This window comes from Kitasatospora sp. NPDC086801, from assembly GCF_044745805.1.
In the GTDB taxonomy this organism is placed as follows: Bacteria; Actinomycetota; Actinomycetes; order Streptomycetales; family Streptomycetaceae; genus Kitasatospora.
The window spans coordinates 1-13,675 of sequence record NZ_JBIVAX010000022.1; the positions used below are offsets into that span (position 1 = coordinate 1).

Annotated in this window: 10 protein-coding genes and 1 pseudogene; 4 read left to right on the forward strand and 7 right to left on the reverse strand. The window is 73.7% G+C overall.

Annotation, left to right across the window (positions count from 1 at the left end; genetic code table 11):
• Window positions 1–95: 95 nt before the first annotated feature.
• From ACIPLC_RS22500 to ACIPLC_RS22520, 5 genes and pseudogenes are all read right to left on the reverse strand, one after another.
• A pseudogene (locus ACIPLC_RS22500) lies at window positions 96–1,031 on the reverse strand (IS30 family transposase); the annotation flags it as partial.
• A 129-nt stretch (window positions 1,032–1,160) separates the two neighbouring features.
• On the reverse strand, window positions 1,161–2,042 hold the full coding sequence (locus ACIPLC_RS22505; protein ID WP_400474775.1) for an excalibur calcium-binding domain-containing protein: 882 nt from the start codon (window positions 2,040–2,042) through the stop codon (window positions 1,161–1,163).
• 252 nt (window positions 2,043–2,294) lie between these two features.
• Window positions 2,295–3,374 carry a hypothetical protein gene (locus tag ACIPLC_RS22510; protein WP_400474776.1) on the reverse strand — a complete coding sequence of 360 codons (1,080 nt, stop codon included), beginning with the start codon at window positions 3,372–3,374 and terminating at the stop codon, window positions 2,295–2,297.
• A 12-nt stretch (window positions 3,375–3,386) separates the two neighbouring features.
• Window positions 3,387–4,331 carry an NAD-dependent epimerase/dehydratase family protein gene (locus tag ACIPLC_RS22515; protein ID WP_400474777.1) on the reverse strand — a complete coding sequence of 315 codons (945 nt, stop codon included), beginning with the start codon at window positions 4,329–4,331 and terminating at the stop codon, window positions 3,387–3,389.
• A 177-nt stretch (window positions 4,332–4,508) separates the two neighbouring features.
• Entirely contained in the window at window positions 4,509–5,633 is a 1,125-nt protein-coding gene (locus ACIPLC_RS22520; RefSeq protein ID WP_400474778.1) for a DegT/DnrJ/EryC1/StrS family aminotransferase, read from the reverse strand.
• 487 nt (window positions 5,634–6,120) lie between these two features.
• Here ACIPLC_RS22520 and ACIPLC_RS22525 point away from each other — a divergent pair, with 487 nt between their 5' ends.
• From ACIPLC_RS22525 to ACIPLC_RS22540, 4 genes are all read left to right on the forward strand, one after another.
• A complete protein-coding gene (locus ACIPLC_RS22525; protein WP_400474779.1) occupies window positions 6,121–8,310 on the forward strand; it encodes an MMPL family transporter in 2,190 nt (729 codons plus the stop codon).
• A 220-nt stretch (window positions 8,311–8,530) separates the two neighbouring features.
• Window positions 8,531–9,892 (forward strand): sensor histidine kinase, encoded by a 1,362-nt coding sequence (locus tag ACIPLC_RS22530; protein WP_400474780.1) that lies wholly within the window; start codon window positions 8,531–8,533, stop codon window positions 9,890–9,892.
• Complete coding sequence (locus ACIPLC_RS22535; protein WP_400474781.1) at window positions 9,889–10,563, forward strand: response regulator; 675 nt, start codon at window positions 9,889–9,891, stop codon at window positions 10,561–10,563. The genes ACIPLC_RS22530 and ACIPLC_RS22535 overlap by 4 nt, the downstream gene beginning before the upstream one ends.
• Window positions 10,564–10,794: 231 nt before the next feature.
• Entirely contained in the window at window positions 10,795–11,445 is a 651-nt protein-coding gene (locus ACIPLC_RS22540) for a hypothetical protein (RefSeq protein WP_400474782.1), read from the forward strand.
• A gap of 104 nt (window positions 11,446–11,549) precedes the next feature.
• On the opposite strand, the gene ACIPLC_RS22545 is transcribed toward ACIPLC_RS22540, so the two are convergent.
• Both ACIPLC_RS22545 and ACIPLC_RS22550 read right to left on the reverse strand, forming a co-directional pair.
• Window positions 11,550–12,281 (reverse strand): DUF4097 family beta strand repeat-containing protein, encoded by a 732-nt coding sequence (locus tag ACIPLC_RS22545; protein WP_400474783.1) that lies wholly within the window; start codon window positions 12,279–12,281, stop codon window positions 11,550–11,552.
• 129 nt (window positions 12,282–12,410) lie between these two features.
• Complete coding sequence (locus ACIPLC_RS22550; protein ID WP_400474784.1) at window positions 12,411–13,664, reverse strand: MFS transporter; 1,254 nt, start codon at window positions 13,662–13,664, stop codon at window positions 12,411–12,413.
• Window positions 13,665–13,675: the final 11 nt, after the last annotated feature.

Below are 13,675 nucleotides of genomic sequence, written 5' to 3' on the forward strand. Positions count from 1 at the left end.
CATACGGACACAGACCCGTGACTGCACCTACGGCCTCATCAGCCGCCCCTCCAATCGGTCAGTCCACTCAAACTCGTGCAACTTCGTGTCGCACGATCGCCCTCCCAGTGGCCGGGCACCGCCCGGTCCTCCACCTCGGCAGGACGCTCAGAGATCATCACCATCTCGTCGACGAACCGGCGGGTGCGCTGGTCCGGGCCGCGGTGTGGCTTGCGGCGGGTACGCCCGGTGCGCAGTGCCAGTGCGACTTCGCGGCGCAGTCCGCCGCGGGCCTGGACGTAGACCGCTTGGTAGATCGTCTCCGGACTCACCCGCATGCCTTCGTCGTTGGGGAACTTGATGGGGAGAGCGTTGCAGATCTGTTCGGGTGACCAGCGTTCCTGGAGCCGGTCCGCGACGAAGTCGCGCAGCGGTCCGTCCTGGGCGAGCTTGGACTCCTTGGGGCGCGAGCGGCTCTTGGCCCATGCCCGCTGGGCCTGGTGCGGCCGGTAGGTGCCGTTGACCGAGCGGGCGTCGATCTCGCGCTTGATGGTGGAGGCCGGCCGGCCCAGCGCCCGGCCGATCGCGCGCAGTGAGCGGCCCTCGCGCCGCATGTCGGCGATCAGCTCCCGCTCGGCCACGGTGAGGAACCGGGGGTGCAGCTCGGCCTCGACGGCGGCCAGGGACGGCTCCGCCGACGCAACGATGGTGATCACACCAGTCGTATAGTCGATCCGACGGCCGTCCGCGTACAGGCGTGAGTGGCCAATCTGCCGGATGCCCCGGTCCCAGTCCTGGGCCGTGCGCGGGTGGACGCCGACCTGGGCCGCGGCCTCGCGGCGCCGGACCCCGGCCGCCCGAAGGCGCTCGTACTCCGCCCGTCCCGGATGCCCGCCCTTGCCGGGCTTGCCGCGACCACGGATGCCGGCCTTACGAGCCCACCCGGCCGCCGTGTGCCTGTTCACCCCGACAGCCAAGGCCGCCCCGGTGACGCTGCCGTTCTCCTTGTCCAGCGCCTCGAAGAACCTCGCCTTCAGCACCTCGAAATCCACGATCCCCGCAACTCCCTGAACTCCAGGGTGTTGCGGGGATCAATAGAACCCGCCAGGTGGTGAGGCGGGGCATCGTCGTGCGGCGGGTCTCGGCGGGTCTCGGCGGGTCTCGGCGGGTCTCGGCGTTTCTCAGCGTTCGCAGGCGACGCCGTCGTTGTCGCGGTCCAGGCCGGACCGGTACCCGGGGTCTCCCCGGTGCAGGGGGGCTTTGCCGGCGGCCTTCACGGCGTCGCAGTTCTTGTAGTAGGCGCTGCCGCCCGAGCTCCCGCCCGACGTTCCGCCCGACGACCCGCCGGTGGAGCTGCCGCCGGTCTTGTCCTGGTAGTTCGGGCTGGACGGGTCGTTGCGTTCGTCCGCGTAGAGCGCCGCGTACCGGTCCGCCGGGCACGAAGCCCCCGGCTTCACCAGCTGGAGCGTGGGAGCGGCCGCCGGGTACAGCCTGCTCCCCGGCTGGAGCACGTCCGCGCACACCACCCAGGCATCGTGGTCGGCGGGCAGCGAGAGGTCCAGGTAGCGGCTGTGCTCCTGGATCCGGTCGGCGGCGACACCGGCCGTCACCAGCAGGGTGCGCGCCTCCCCGGCGGTGTGCTGGGCGACGTCGGGCATGATCCCCGACGCGGCGCCCGCGCCCGCGCCCGCGCCCGGGGTCGGGGTCGCGCTCGGGGTCGGCGGCGGCGCGGACCCGGCGTCGGACGGGGTGGCCGTCGTCGTCGCCGTAGCGGTCGTGGTCGTAGCGGTCGGAGTCGGGGAGGCGGTCGCCTCCGGGGCGGCGACCGGCTGCGCCTTCTCCGGCTTCGGCCCCGTCACGACGCCCAACCAGAAGAGCGAGCCGATCAGGCAGCAGAAGGTCAGCGCGACCTTGGCGGCGACGTGCAGGCGGCGGGAGCGCCACAGCCAGATCGCGGCGAGCGGCGGTACGAGCAGCAGGGCGGCGGCGCGGACGAGCCGGTTGGCCGCGGTGCGGGGCGGTATGGCCTGGGGCCCGGGCGGCCGGTACGGGTCGGGGGTCACGAGGGGATTCCTTCGAGCATGCGTGCGTCCCCGGGGAGAGCGGCACCCCGGGGTGGGTGCTTCGGCCCGCGGTGGCCGGCCGCAGTTGCCCGTGGGCGAGGCCGCTGGCCGGGGCCGTCCGGAGGCCTGGAAGAGTGTAAAGGACTCGTATGGAGGAGGTATGCACCAGGTAGCGGACCCCCGGCCCCGGCCTCCGCTCAGGCGCGCGGCTCCACCCGGCCGGGGCCCCGCGTCGCCCGCCTGGCCCCTCGGCTACGCCAGCCCCACCTGCGCCAGGGCCGCGGTGAACCCGGTGCGCCAGCGCTCCGGGGTGGCGCCGGGGGAGGGGGCGGGCTCGGGGCGGGTGAGGGCGGCGAGGGCGTTGCGGACCACCTCGTCGGGGTGGGCGGAGGCGACGTCGGCGTGGCCGAGTTCCAGCTCGTGCTGGAGGTTGTCGCGGCCGTGGCCCTGGACGACGTCGAGCAGCAGCAGTCGCCGTCCGAGGGCACGGGCCTCGCTGCACGTGTCGCCGGAGCTGGTGACGACGAGGTCGGCGGCGGCCATCAGGGCGGGGATCCGGTCGGTGTGGCCGAAGGGGTGCAGGCGCGGTTCCCGGCGGGCGGCGGCCCGCAGCCGCCGTTCCAGTTCCCGGTTGTGCCCGGCGACGGCGAGCACGTGCGGACCGGCGGCGGCGAGCGAGGCGGCGGTGCGGGCGAGCGGTCCGAGTCCCCAGGAGCCGGACATCAGCAGCACGCACCGGCCGCCCGCCGGGACGCCCAGTTCGGCACGCGCCTCGGCCCGGCCGGGCGGCCGGTAGAACGGTTCCCGCAGCGGTGCGGGCAGGACGGTGACGGCGGCGTCCGGCCGGTAGCGGCGGACGGCGCAGGCGGCGACCTCGGAGGTGACCAGGAAGAGGTCGGTGCCCTCCTGCACCCAGAGCCGGTGCGGCGTCACGTCGGTGCAGAACACGAAGTGCCGGAAGTCCCGTTCCGGCAGCCGGTTGACGGCGGAGGTGGCGGTGGCGAACACGGAGACCACCAACTGCGGCCGCTGTGCCGCGACCAGGTCGCGCAGGGCCGGGACGAGCCGGGTGCGGGCGGCCGCGTCGGCGAGCAGCGCGAGCCGGGCGCCGGGCCGCAGCGCCGAGAAGTGGAAGGCGTCGTACACGCCGGGCAGGTCGAGCAGCCGCCGGAACACGGCCTCCCCGGCGGCGCCGGAGCGCTGCCCGAGCAGGGCCATCGCGTCCACCGTGTTGGTGGTCCAGCCGCGGGCCCGCAGGGTGTCGGCGCAGGCCTGGGCCATCACGTCGTGGCCCTGGCCGAGGGAACCGGAGACGAGGAGGGCGTGCGGCATCGTCCGGCCCGCTCAGGTGGTGGCGGAGGCGGCCGCGGTGGCCCGGTACCAGTCCGCGTAGCGCCGCACGCCGTCCGCGAAGTTGGTGTGCGGGGACCAGCCGAGCAGCCGCTTGGCCTGGGCGCAGGAGATCCGCCGCCCGGCGTAGTCGGCCTTGCGGCCGTCGATGTGCTCGATCGAGACCGGCCCCAGCAGGTCGTCGACGGTGTCGGCGATGTCGCGCACCGAGACGGCGGTGGAGCCCTCCAGGGCGAAGGTCTGGTCTTCGGCGGCGGGGGAGAGCGCCCGGACGTGGGCGTCGGCGAGGTCCTCGACGTAGACGAAGTTGCGGCTCTGCCGGCCGTCGCCGGCGATGGTGATCGGCCGCCCGGTGAGCGCGGCCTGGACGAACCGGGCGACGACCAGTTCGTCGCGCATCCGGGGCCCGTACGGGATGCCGTAGCGCAGGATGGTGAAGTGCCGCCCGTACAGCTCGCGGTAGCTGTGCACCAGCATCTCGGCGGCGAGCTTGGTGGCCACGTAGAGGTGGCCGCTGTGTTCCAGCTCGATCGGCACGTGCTCGTCCAACTCCTGCTCGCCGCCGTCGAGTTGCTCGTCGGTGAGGGCGGCGCCGTAGACCCAGACGGTGCTCGCCAGCACGGTGCGGCTCAGCCCGCTGCGCCGGGCGGCCTCCAGGACCGTCTCGGTGCCGTCGATGTTGGTCCGCACGGCCCGCACCGGGTCGGCGGAGACCTGTTCGACGTCGGCCATCGCGGCGAGGTGGTACACCACTTCACTGCCGGCCAGCGCGGAGGTGAGGGCCGGGAGGTCGAGGACGTCGAGCCGGGCGTGTTCGGCGTCGGGGTTGAGGTACTTGTCGGTGGTGTCCACCGCGAGGACGTCGTGGCCGGCCGCGATCAGGTGGTCCACGACGTGTGACCCGATGAATCCGCATCCCCCGGTGACGGCTATCCGCACGATCTCTCTCCTTGTCGGGCTCCGTGTCGAGCGCTTTCTCAAGCTCCGTGTCGAGCGCTCCGGTGCGCCTGCCTGGTCGGGCTGAGCGCCTTGCCGCGTCCGCCCGGTCGACCTCCTTGCCGCGTCCGCCCGGTCGACCGCCTCGGCGCGCCCGCCGGGTCGGACCGACCGCCTCGGCTACCCGGCGAGTCGCCGGTGCACCGCCGAGACGGCCTCGATGACCTGCTCCGTCTCGTCCCCGGTCATGTCGGAGTGCACCGGCAGGCAGATCTGCCGCGCGCAGACGTCCTCGGCGACCGGCAGCGGTCCGCGCCGGTAGGGGGCGAGGACGGGCTGCAGGTGCAGCGGCAGGTCGTACACCTCGCCGGACAGCCGGACGCCGTACTCCTCGGCGACTGCCCGCTTGAACGCGGCGCGCTCCACCCCGGGCGGCAGCAGCGCCACGTACTTGTAGTAGTTGCCCCGGCAGCCGGACGGTTCGAGCACCGGCTCCAGGCCGTCCAGCCCGGCCAGCGCCTCGTCGTAGCGGCGGGCGACGGCCCGGCGGGTCTCGATGAACTCCTTGAGCCGGCGCAGGTGCACGGCGCCGACGGCGGCGCTGAGCTCGCTCATCCGCCAGGCGTGGCCGAGCCGGACGTGGTGGTTGGTGGTGAAGGAGCCCTTGCCCTGGTCGCGGTAGGTGCGGGCCTCGTCGCGCAGCTCGGGCGACTCGGTGAGGATCAGGCCGCCCTCGCCGCTGGTGGTGACCTTGGTGGGGTAGAACGAGAAGGCCCCGGCCAGGCCGAACGTCCCGGCGCGGCGCCCGTTGAGGCTGCTGCCGTGGGCGTGCGCGGCGTCCTCGACCAGCGGGACGCCGTGCCGGTCGCAGAGCGCGCGCAGCTCGTCGACCCGCGGGGTGATCAGGCCGCCGATGTGGACGAGTACGACGGCTGCGGTATCCGGGGTGAGGGCCGCCTCCAGCGTCTCGGGGGAGAGCGCCAGGGTGGCTTGGTCGACGTCGGCGACCACCGGGCGCCCGCCGGCGTGCAGCACGGCGCCGGCGGTCGCGTAGAAGGTGACGGCCGGGACGACGACGTCGCGGCCCCGGACGTCGACCGTGCGCAGGATCACCTCCAGTGCCGCGGTGCCGCTGCTCACCGCGACGGCGTGCGAGGCGCCGTGCTCGGCGGCGAAGGCCTGCTCGAAGCGATCGGTCCACGGGCCCAGGGTGAGGGCGCCGGTGGTGAGCATCTCCGTCACGGCGTCGGCGACGGCCGCGCGGTCGGATTCGTCGAACACGATGCGGGCGGCTGGAACGCCCATGGGCACCTCCGGCGGCGGGCTGGGGACAGCACCGATCGGGTCAGGTCGGTCCGAACCATGGGAAATGGGTCGGGCCAGGCACATCACGCTACTTCGCCCGACGGACGGCGGCCCGTCGTCGCCGTCCGCCCGGGTGACGGCGCCCGCTCCGCTGCCCGTTCCGTTCCCGCGCGCTCCCCGCCGCAGCGCCCGTCCCGTCACCTGGCCCGTCCCGTCCCGTCCCGTCGCCCGACTCGCCGCGCGCCCCCGTCACCCGTCCCGTCGCCGCCCCCGGGAGTACACCCGACTGCTCCCGCCGCAGGTGATGCGCTCCGCCATCCGGGCAGGTCCGTACTGCGTCCGCAGTACGCAAACGGCCTGCGCAGGGACGACGACGGAGGAGGGGTCGGCGATCAAGGATGGGTCATGCTGCGGGCGGTCCGCGTCGAAAGGCGTCGGCCCGGCCGCGGCGCGCACTCTGACCGAGATCCGAAGGAGTCCACTCTCCGTGGCCACGTTTTTGTACCGCCTGGGCCGCTGGGCCTTTGCACGACGCCGACTGGTGACCTTGCTCTGGGTCGCCGTGCTGGCGGTCTGCGGAGTCCTGGCGGCCAAGGCGCCCGCCGCACCCGACGACGGCTTCGCGATGCCCGGCACGGAGGCGCAGAAGGCCTTCGACCTGATGAACGAGCGCTTCCCCGGCGGCCACGCCGACGGCGCCTCGGCCCGCCTGGTGTTCGTCGCCCCGTCCGGGCAGAAGATCACCGCCGAGCCCAACCAGCAGGCGGTGGAGCGGACGGTCGCCGAGCTCGCCCACGCCGACGAGGTCACCGGCGCGGTCAGCCCGTTCAAGGCCAACACCGTCTCCAAGGACGGCACCACCGCGTACGCGACGGTCAGCTACTCCGTCAAGGCGGGCGAGCTGTCCAAGGGCGCCACCGACGCCCTCGAACAGGCCGCCCAGCACGGGCGGGACGCCGGGCTCAAGGTCGAGGTCGGCGGAAACGCGCTGATGGCCAAGCCCGAGGCCGGCGGCAGCAGCGAGATGATCGGCATGGCGCTGTCCGCGCTCGTCCTGGTGATCACCTTCGGCTCGCTCGTCGCCGCGGGCCTGCCGCTGCTCACCGCCGTGATCGGCGTCGGCCTCGGCATGGCCCTGATCACCGCGCTCGGCAGCACGCTCGGCCTGTCCTCCACCACCAGCACGCTCGCGATGATGCTCGGCCTCGCGGTCGGCATCGACTACGCCGTGTTCATCGTCTCCCGCTACCGGGCCGAGCTCGCCGAGGGCCGCACCCCGCAGGAGGCGGCCGGCCGGGCCGTCGGCACCGCGGGCTCCGCCGTGGTGTTCGCTGGGCTCACCGTGGTGATCGCCCTGGCCGGGCTCTCGGTGGTCGGCATCCCGATGCTCGCCAAGATGGGCATGGCGGCGGCCGGCACGGTGGTCATCGCCGTCCTGGTCGCGCTCACCCTGGTGCCCGCGCTGCTCGGCTTCATCGGCCGCCGGGTGCTGCCCCGCAAGGTCCGCAACGGCGCCGTCCAGCCGAAGAAGGAGAACGGCGGCTCCCGCTGGGCCCGGTTCGTGCTGCGCCGCCCGCTCGCGGTGCTGCTCGGCGGCGTGATCGGCCTCGGGGTGCTCGCCGCCCCGGCGCTCGACCTGCGGCTCGGCCTGCCCGGCGACGAGTCCAAGCCGACCTCGACCACCCAGCGACGTGCCTACGACCTGCTGTCCGAGGGCTTCGGCCCCGGCTTCAACGGCCCGCTGACCGTCATGGTGGACGTCAAGGGCACGCCCGATCCGAAGGCCGCCGCGGGCGAGGTCGCCAAGACGGTCGCCGCGCTGCCCGGCGTGGTCTCCGTCACCCCGCCGATGTTCAACAAGGCGGGGGACACCGCCCTGCTGAACGCCGTCCCGTCCACCGGTCCGAGCGCCGCGGAGACCAAGGACCTGGTCCAGGCGATCCGCGGCCACGCCGCCGGCCTCAAGACGGCCACCGGGGCGACGGTCCTGGTCAGCGGGACGACGGCGATGAACATCGACGTCTCGCAGAAGCTCACGGACGCGCTGGTGCCCTACCTCGCCGTGGTCGTCGGCCTCGCCGTCGTCCTGCTGCTGGTGGTGTTCCGCTCGGTGCTCGTCCCGCTGAAGGCGGCGCTCGGCTTCCTGCTCTCGGTGGCCGCCGCGCTCGGCGCGGTCGTCGCGGTCTTCCAGTGGGGCTGGCTGGCCAACCTCATCGGCGTCGAACAGACCGGCCCGGTGATGAGCATGATGCCGATCTTCATGGTCGGCGTGGTCTTCGGCCTCGCCATGGACTACGAGGTGTTCCTGGTCACCCGGATCCGCGAGGGCTTCGTCCACGGCGAGCAGCCCGGCGAGGCCATCGTCACCGGCTTCCGGCACAACGCCCGGGTGGTCACCGCCGCCGCCTTCATCATGATCGCCGTCTTCTCGGGCTTCATCGGCATGGGTGAACCGATGATCAAGATGATGGGCCTGGGTCTCGCCGCGGCCGTCGCCTTCGACGCCTTCGTGGTCCGGATGGCCATCGTCCCGGCCGTCCTGGCCCTGCTCGGCCGCCACGCCTGGTGGCTGCCGCGCTGGCTGGACCGGCTGATACCGGACATCGACGTCGAGGGCAGCAAGCTGCAGACCGCCGCCCCCGAACCGGCCCCGGTCCGGGAATCCGTCGGCGTGTAAGGCCGGTCCCGCGGACCAGCCGGGGCCCGTCCCGATCCACGGGGCGGGCCCCGGCCCGGACAATGGTTCGATCCCTACCGTTACCGTTGCTGTCGGGGTCCGCCACGCGCACGGCGGCCCCCGACCCGGCCCACCCCGCCCGGCAGGGCGCGGTTCGGCACGAACTGGCAGAACCCGGCGAGGGTGCCGCCAGGGCACCCCCGACCCGGAGAGCACCACCATGAGCGACACCTGGCAGCGGCTGCGCTGCGACCACCCCCGGCTACTCGACGCCGTCGGTGGCGTCGTGCTGATCGCGATGACCCTCGCCGGCGCCAACGTCGACCAGGCCGGCCACGTCATCCCCTTCCGACCGCTCAGCGGCGTCATCGCGCTGGTCTCCGCCGTCGCCGTGTTCGCCCACCGCCGCTACCCGCGCCTGGTGGTCGTCATCACGCTGATCTGCACGATGGCGCTCGTCGCCACCACCCCCCGGCTCACCCCCGGGCTGGCCACCCCGCTGCTGCTCGCCCTCTACTTCCTCGCCGTCCGCACCGACCGCTCCACCGCCCTGCGCGCCTCGATCGCCTCCGCCGTCCTGCTCACCGGCACGTCGCTGATCGGCGAAGGCGGCGGCCCGGTCGGCCAACGGCTCGGCGTCCTCGCCTGGGCCCTGCTGCCCGGCGCCCTCGGCGACTCCATCCGCAACCGCCGCGCCCACCTCGCCGCCATCGAGGAACGCGCCGACCGCGCCGAACGCACCCGTGAGGAGGAGGCCCGCCGCCGGGTCGCCGACGAGCGGATCCGGATCGCCCGCGACCTGCACGACGTCGTCGCCCACCACATCGCCCTCGCCAACGCCCAGGCCGGCATCGCCGTCTACCTCATGGACCGCCACCCCACCCAGGCCCGCGAGGTGCTCAGCCACATCACCGACGCCACCGGCTCCGCGCTCCAGGAGTTGCGCGCCACCGTCGGCCTGCTGCGCCGCGCCGAGGAGCCCGCCCCGCTCGAACCGGCCCCCGGCCTCGACCGGCTCCCCGACCTGATCAACTCCTTCGCCCGCACCGGGCTGCCGGTCCGGCTCACCGTCGAGGGCGAGGCCCGCGCGCTGTCGCCCGGCGTCGACCTCACCGCCTACCGGATCGTCCAGGAGTCCCTGACCAACGTCGCCAAGCACGCCGAGGGCGCCGGCGCCGAGATCACCCTCGCCTACAGCGGCAGCCGGGTCGCCGTCAGCGTCGCCAACGGCCGCCCCCCGACCAGCGCCCGCCCCCGGCAGGCCCTGCTGCCCCACCCCGCCCCCGGCGAGGGCGGCTTCGGGCTGATCGGCATGCGCGAACGGGCCAGCGCGGTCGGCGGCCGCCTCACCGCCGACAGCCGTCCCGACGGCGGCTTCCTGGTCACCGCCGAACTTCCGCTGCGCACCGGCGCCCGGGACGACGGCGCCGGTCGCGGTGACTGCGCCGTCCGAGGCGACAGCGCGATCCGAGAAGACCGTGCCCTTCGAGAGAACCGTGCCGTCAGCGAAGACCGTGCCGTCCGGGAAGACCGTGCTGTTCGAGAAGACCGTGCCGTTCGAGTGGACAAGGACCACGCATGACCATCCGGGTACTGCTCGCCGACGACCAGGCGCTGCTGCGCGGCGCGTTCCGCGTGCTGATCGACGCCGAGGACGACATGGAGGTGGTCGGCGAGGCCGCCGACGGCCGCCAGGCCGTCGAACTCGCCCGCGCCACCCGCCCCGACATCGTCCTGATGGACATCCGCATGCCCGGCGCCGACGGCCTCGGCGCGACGGCCGCCATCTGCGGCGACGAGGAACTGGCCGGCACCCGGGTGCTGATCCTCACCACCTTCGAGATCGACGAGTACGTGGCCCAGGCGCTGCGCGCCGGCGCCGGCGGCTTCCTCGGCAAGGGCGCGGACCCGGCGGAACTGCTCGCGGCCGTCCGTACCGTCGCCGCCGGGGACGCCCTGCTCTCGCCCGCCGCCACCCGGGCCGTCATCGACCAGCTCCTGGCCCAGCCCGATCCGGTGGCCGGCGGCACCGCCGAGCGGCTGTCCGTGCTCACCGCCCGCGAGCGCGAGGTGATGTCCATGGCCGCCACCGGGCTCACCAACGAGGAGATCGCCGAGCGGATGTTCGTCAGCCCGTTCACCGTCCGCACCCACGTCCACCGCGCGATGGCCAAGCTGGACGCCCGCGACCGGGCCCAACTCGTCGCGATCGCCTACCAGTCCGGTCTGGTCCCGCCCGGCCGTCCGGCCTGAACCGTCCGGCCTGACCGTCCGGTCCGGCCCCCGCGCTCGCCCGAGTGCCCGCCGGTTGTCCAACTCGACCGGTTCTCGCCCCTAAGGCCTCTCCAGGCCCTAGCAGGGCTGAACAACCGTCAAACTCAGGCCATATGTCGGCGATCTGAATTCCAGCCTGCCCGAAAACGACCTCCGAACTGGTGTATCAGCGAGTAGTCTGCCGATGACTCAGAATGAGGAGGGGTGTTCGTGGAAACGAAGGACACGGCAGGCGAGGTGCGGATTCTCCAGCCGTTGCCCGGGCGCACGGCGGACGGATCGCAGGAGTTCGACCTGCGGTTGACGCGTTTGCTCCGCCTGCTCGGGGCCGAGGCCGCGCACGGGGCGGACTTCCCCGGCGCGGCCCGGTGGGAGGTCCACAAGGCGCTCTCCGGGCGCACCGATCTGCCTGAGGAGTACTTCGAGGCACTGCTGGAGGCGGCGGTCTACGACCCCAACCCGAGCTTCAACCGACGCTTCGTCGAGCCGGCCCTGCTCGCCTTCGGCCAGCGCCGGGTCCGGCTGACCCTGCTCGGCTACCTGCACACCGGCACCGACGCCGAGCGCGCCGGCGCCGCCCGGGCCTGGTACTGGACGTCCCTGTCGGTCGGGGACGGCCGCGGCACGGCCGCCGCCGACGAGGGGTCGACCGTGCGGGACGCCTGGTACGAGGCCGCGCTGCGCGAGTTCGTCGCCAACGAGGACCTGGACGTGCGGCGCTGCATCCTCCCCGGGCTGCCCCTCGTGCCGCGCGCCTACCCGCCGCGGCTGCACGCCCTGGTGGAGGCCGCGGTGGCCATCGCGCGGGCGCACCCCGACGAGTACATCCGGCACCGCGCCGAGGTCCAGGTCGGTCTCTGACCGGCTCCCGGCCCCGCCACGCCTCCGGCGGGGCCGGGCGGCCGCGCGCCGATCCGAACTCGGCTGTCACGGCGCCCCGTTGGCGGTCCTGCCGGCCGGGCCGGTCAGCCCGTCTTGACGGTGATCTCGCCGATGTTCGTCCCGAGGTCGAGCTTGTACTGGCCGTTCGGGTCGTTCTGGACGCCGATGTGCTTCTCGCCCAGGTCGGTCGAGGCGGTGACGTGGTAGGAGGCGGTCGGCACGGTCACGTTGATCTCGCCGTTGGAGGTCTTCGCCGTGATGTTCTGGGCCTTGCCGGGGGTGAGCTTGATCCCGCCGTTGTCGGTCTTGGCGCTGACCCGGTCGCCCTTGAGCGAGGTGCCCTTGATCTCGCCGTTGTTGGTGCGCACGTCGACCGGCCCGGTCACGTCGTCGAGCGTGATGTCGCCGGAGCTGGTGTGCACCGAGACCTCGCCGACCTGGGAGAGCTTGAGCGCGCCCGCCGACGTCCCCCCGGTGATCGGCAGCCCCGGCGGCAGCTCGACGGTGTAGTCCACCGAGCAGTTGCGCCCGCAGCCGCCGAGCACCAGCACGCCGCCGTCCACCCGGGTGCTCGCGCCCGGCTTGTCGCTCCGGTACGTGACGTTGCGGTGGACGGCGGCCTGGGTGGCGCCGGCCTTGCCGCGGACGGTGACCTCCCCGGCGTCGGATTCCAGCTTGACGGCCGTGATCTTGTCCGTGACGGTGGCGTCGTCGGTGAAGTTGGTCCCGACCGGGTTGCAGGCGCTGAGCACCCCGGCGGAGAGCCCGGCGACCACGAGAGCCCCCGCGAAGCGGCGGTACCTGCCCATGTTCATCCCCCCATGTCCTGCGCTGTTGTCGCGCGATAGCCCCTGATGACCGCCCCCGTCCGGAGCCGTCCCGACGACACTAACCGCACGTGGTGGCCCGGGTCGGTGGTATTAACCCCCCCAAACGACTCCTCGTCAGGCCTCGGCACCGGCCGCCACGGGCGCCGGCTCCGGCAGGACCTCGCGGCGGGGCAGCAGCAGCGGGCTCGCCAGCAGGAGCAGACCGGCCAGACCGAGCGCCGTCCGCGGACCGGTCAGCGCCGCGAGCACGCCCCACAGCGCGGTCAGCGCCGCGATGGCCGCCTTGCCGGTCACCGACCAGGCGGAGAGCGTGCGGGCCACCCGGTCGGAAGCGGTCCGTTCGAGCCGGTAGGTGGCGAACACCGGGTTGAACACCCCGATACAGGCGATCATCCCGAACTCGACGGCCATCACCACCAGCAGCCCCGCCGTCCCGGGCCCGACCAGGACCAGCCCCAGCAGCCAGCACGCCCGCAGTACCCCGGTGGTGCGCAGCACCCGGTGCTGCCCGTACCGCGCGACGAGCGGACCGGACAGCCGGGAGCCCAGCAGGCCGCCGAGGCACGGCACGGCGAACGCGAGGCCGTACTGCCACGGGGCGAAGCCCAGCTGGCCGAGCATCAGGACGGCGAGCACCGGCTCGGTGGCCATGATCAGGGCGTTCACCAGCACGGAGTTGAGGAACAACGGGCGCAGCACCCGATCGCCGAGGATGTACCGCCAGCCGTCCAACAGGTCCCCCGTGCGCGGCTTCGACGCTTCGGGCCGCTCCGGTCGCTCGGGCCGCACCTCCCGCCCGCCGGCCGCGCGGATGCCCAGGGCCGAGAGCAGGTAGCTGGCCGCGTCGGCCACCACGGTGGTGACCGGGCCCAGCAGGGCGAACGCGGCGCCGCCGAGGGGCGGCCCGAGGATCGTCGCGGTCCAGGTCGTGGACTCGAACCGGGCGTTCGCGGCGAGCAGTTCCTCCGGCCGCAGCAGGGACTTCAGGTACGCGCCGCTCGCCGCGCCGAAGGTGATGTCGGCCGCGGCGACCACCACCGACACGACCAGCAGCTGGCCCATACCCAGCCACCCGAGCGCGTAGGCGGCGGGCACGCTCAGCAGCGCCGCGCACCGCAGCAGGTCCATGCCGACCAGCACCGGGCGCTTGCGGCGGAACTCCACCCACGGCCCGAGCGGCACCGCCACCGCCGCCCCGACCGCGGCGCCCGCGGCCGCCAGGGCCGACACCTCCGCAGGGCCGGCGTGCAGCACCCGGATCGCGATCAGCGGGAACGTGTTGAACGCGATCCAGGTGCCGAACGTACTGGCCGCGTACGCGGCCCAGAACCACTCGAAACTCCGCCCCGGTGACCGCTCGCCCCACATACCGCTCGCCT

Excerpts from the sequence above, each read along its gene's own strand:
- ACIPLC_RS22510 (WP_400474776.1), bottom strand. The coding sequence starts at position 3,374 with ATGCCGCACGCCCTCCTCGTCTCCGGTTCCCTCGGCCAGGGCCACGAC.
- ACIPLC_RS22520 (WP_400474778.1), bottom strand. The coding sequence starts at position 5,633 with ATGGGCGTTCCAGCCGCCCGCATCGTGTTCGACGAATCCGACCGCGCG.
- ACIPLC_RS22530 (WP_400474780.1), top strand. The coding sequence starts at position 8,531 with ATGAGCGACACCTGGCAGCGGCTGCGCTGCGACCACCCCCGGCTACTC.
- ACIPLC_RS22535 (WP_400474781.1), top strand. The coding sequence starts at position 9,889 with ATGACCATCCGGGTACTGCTCGCCGACGACCAGGCGCTGCTGCGCGGC.
- ACIPLC_RS22545 (WP_400474783.1), bottom strand. The coding sequence starts at position 12,281 with ATGAACATGGGCAGGTACCGCCGCTTCGCGGGGGCTCTCGTGGTCGCC.
- ACIPLC_RS22550 (WP_400474784.1), bottom strand. The coding sequence starts at position 13,664 with ATGTGGGGCGAGCGGTCACCGGGGCGGAGTTTCGAGTGGTTCTGGGCC.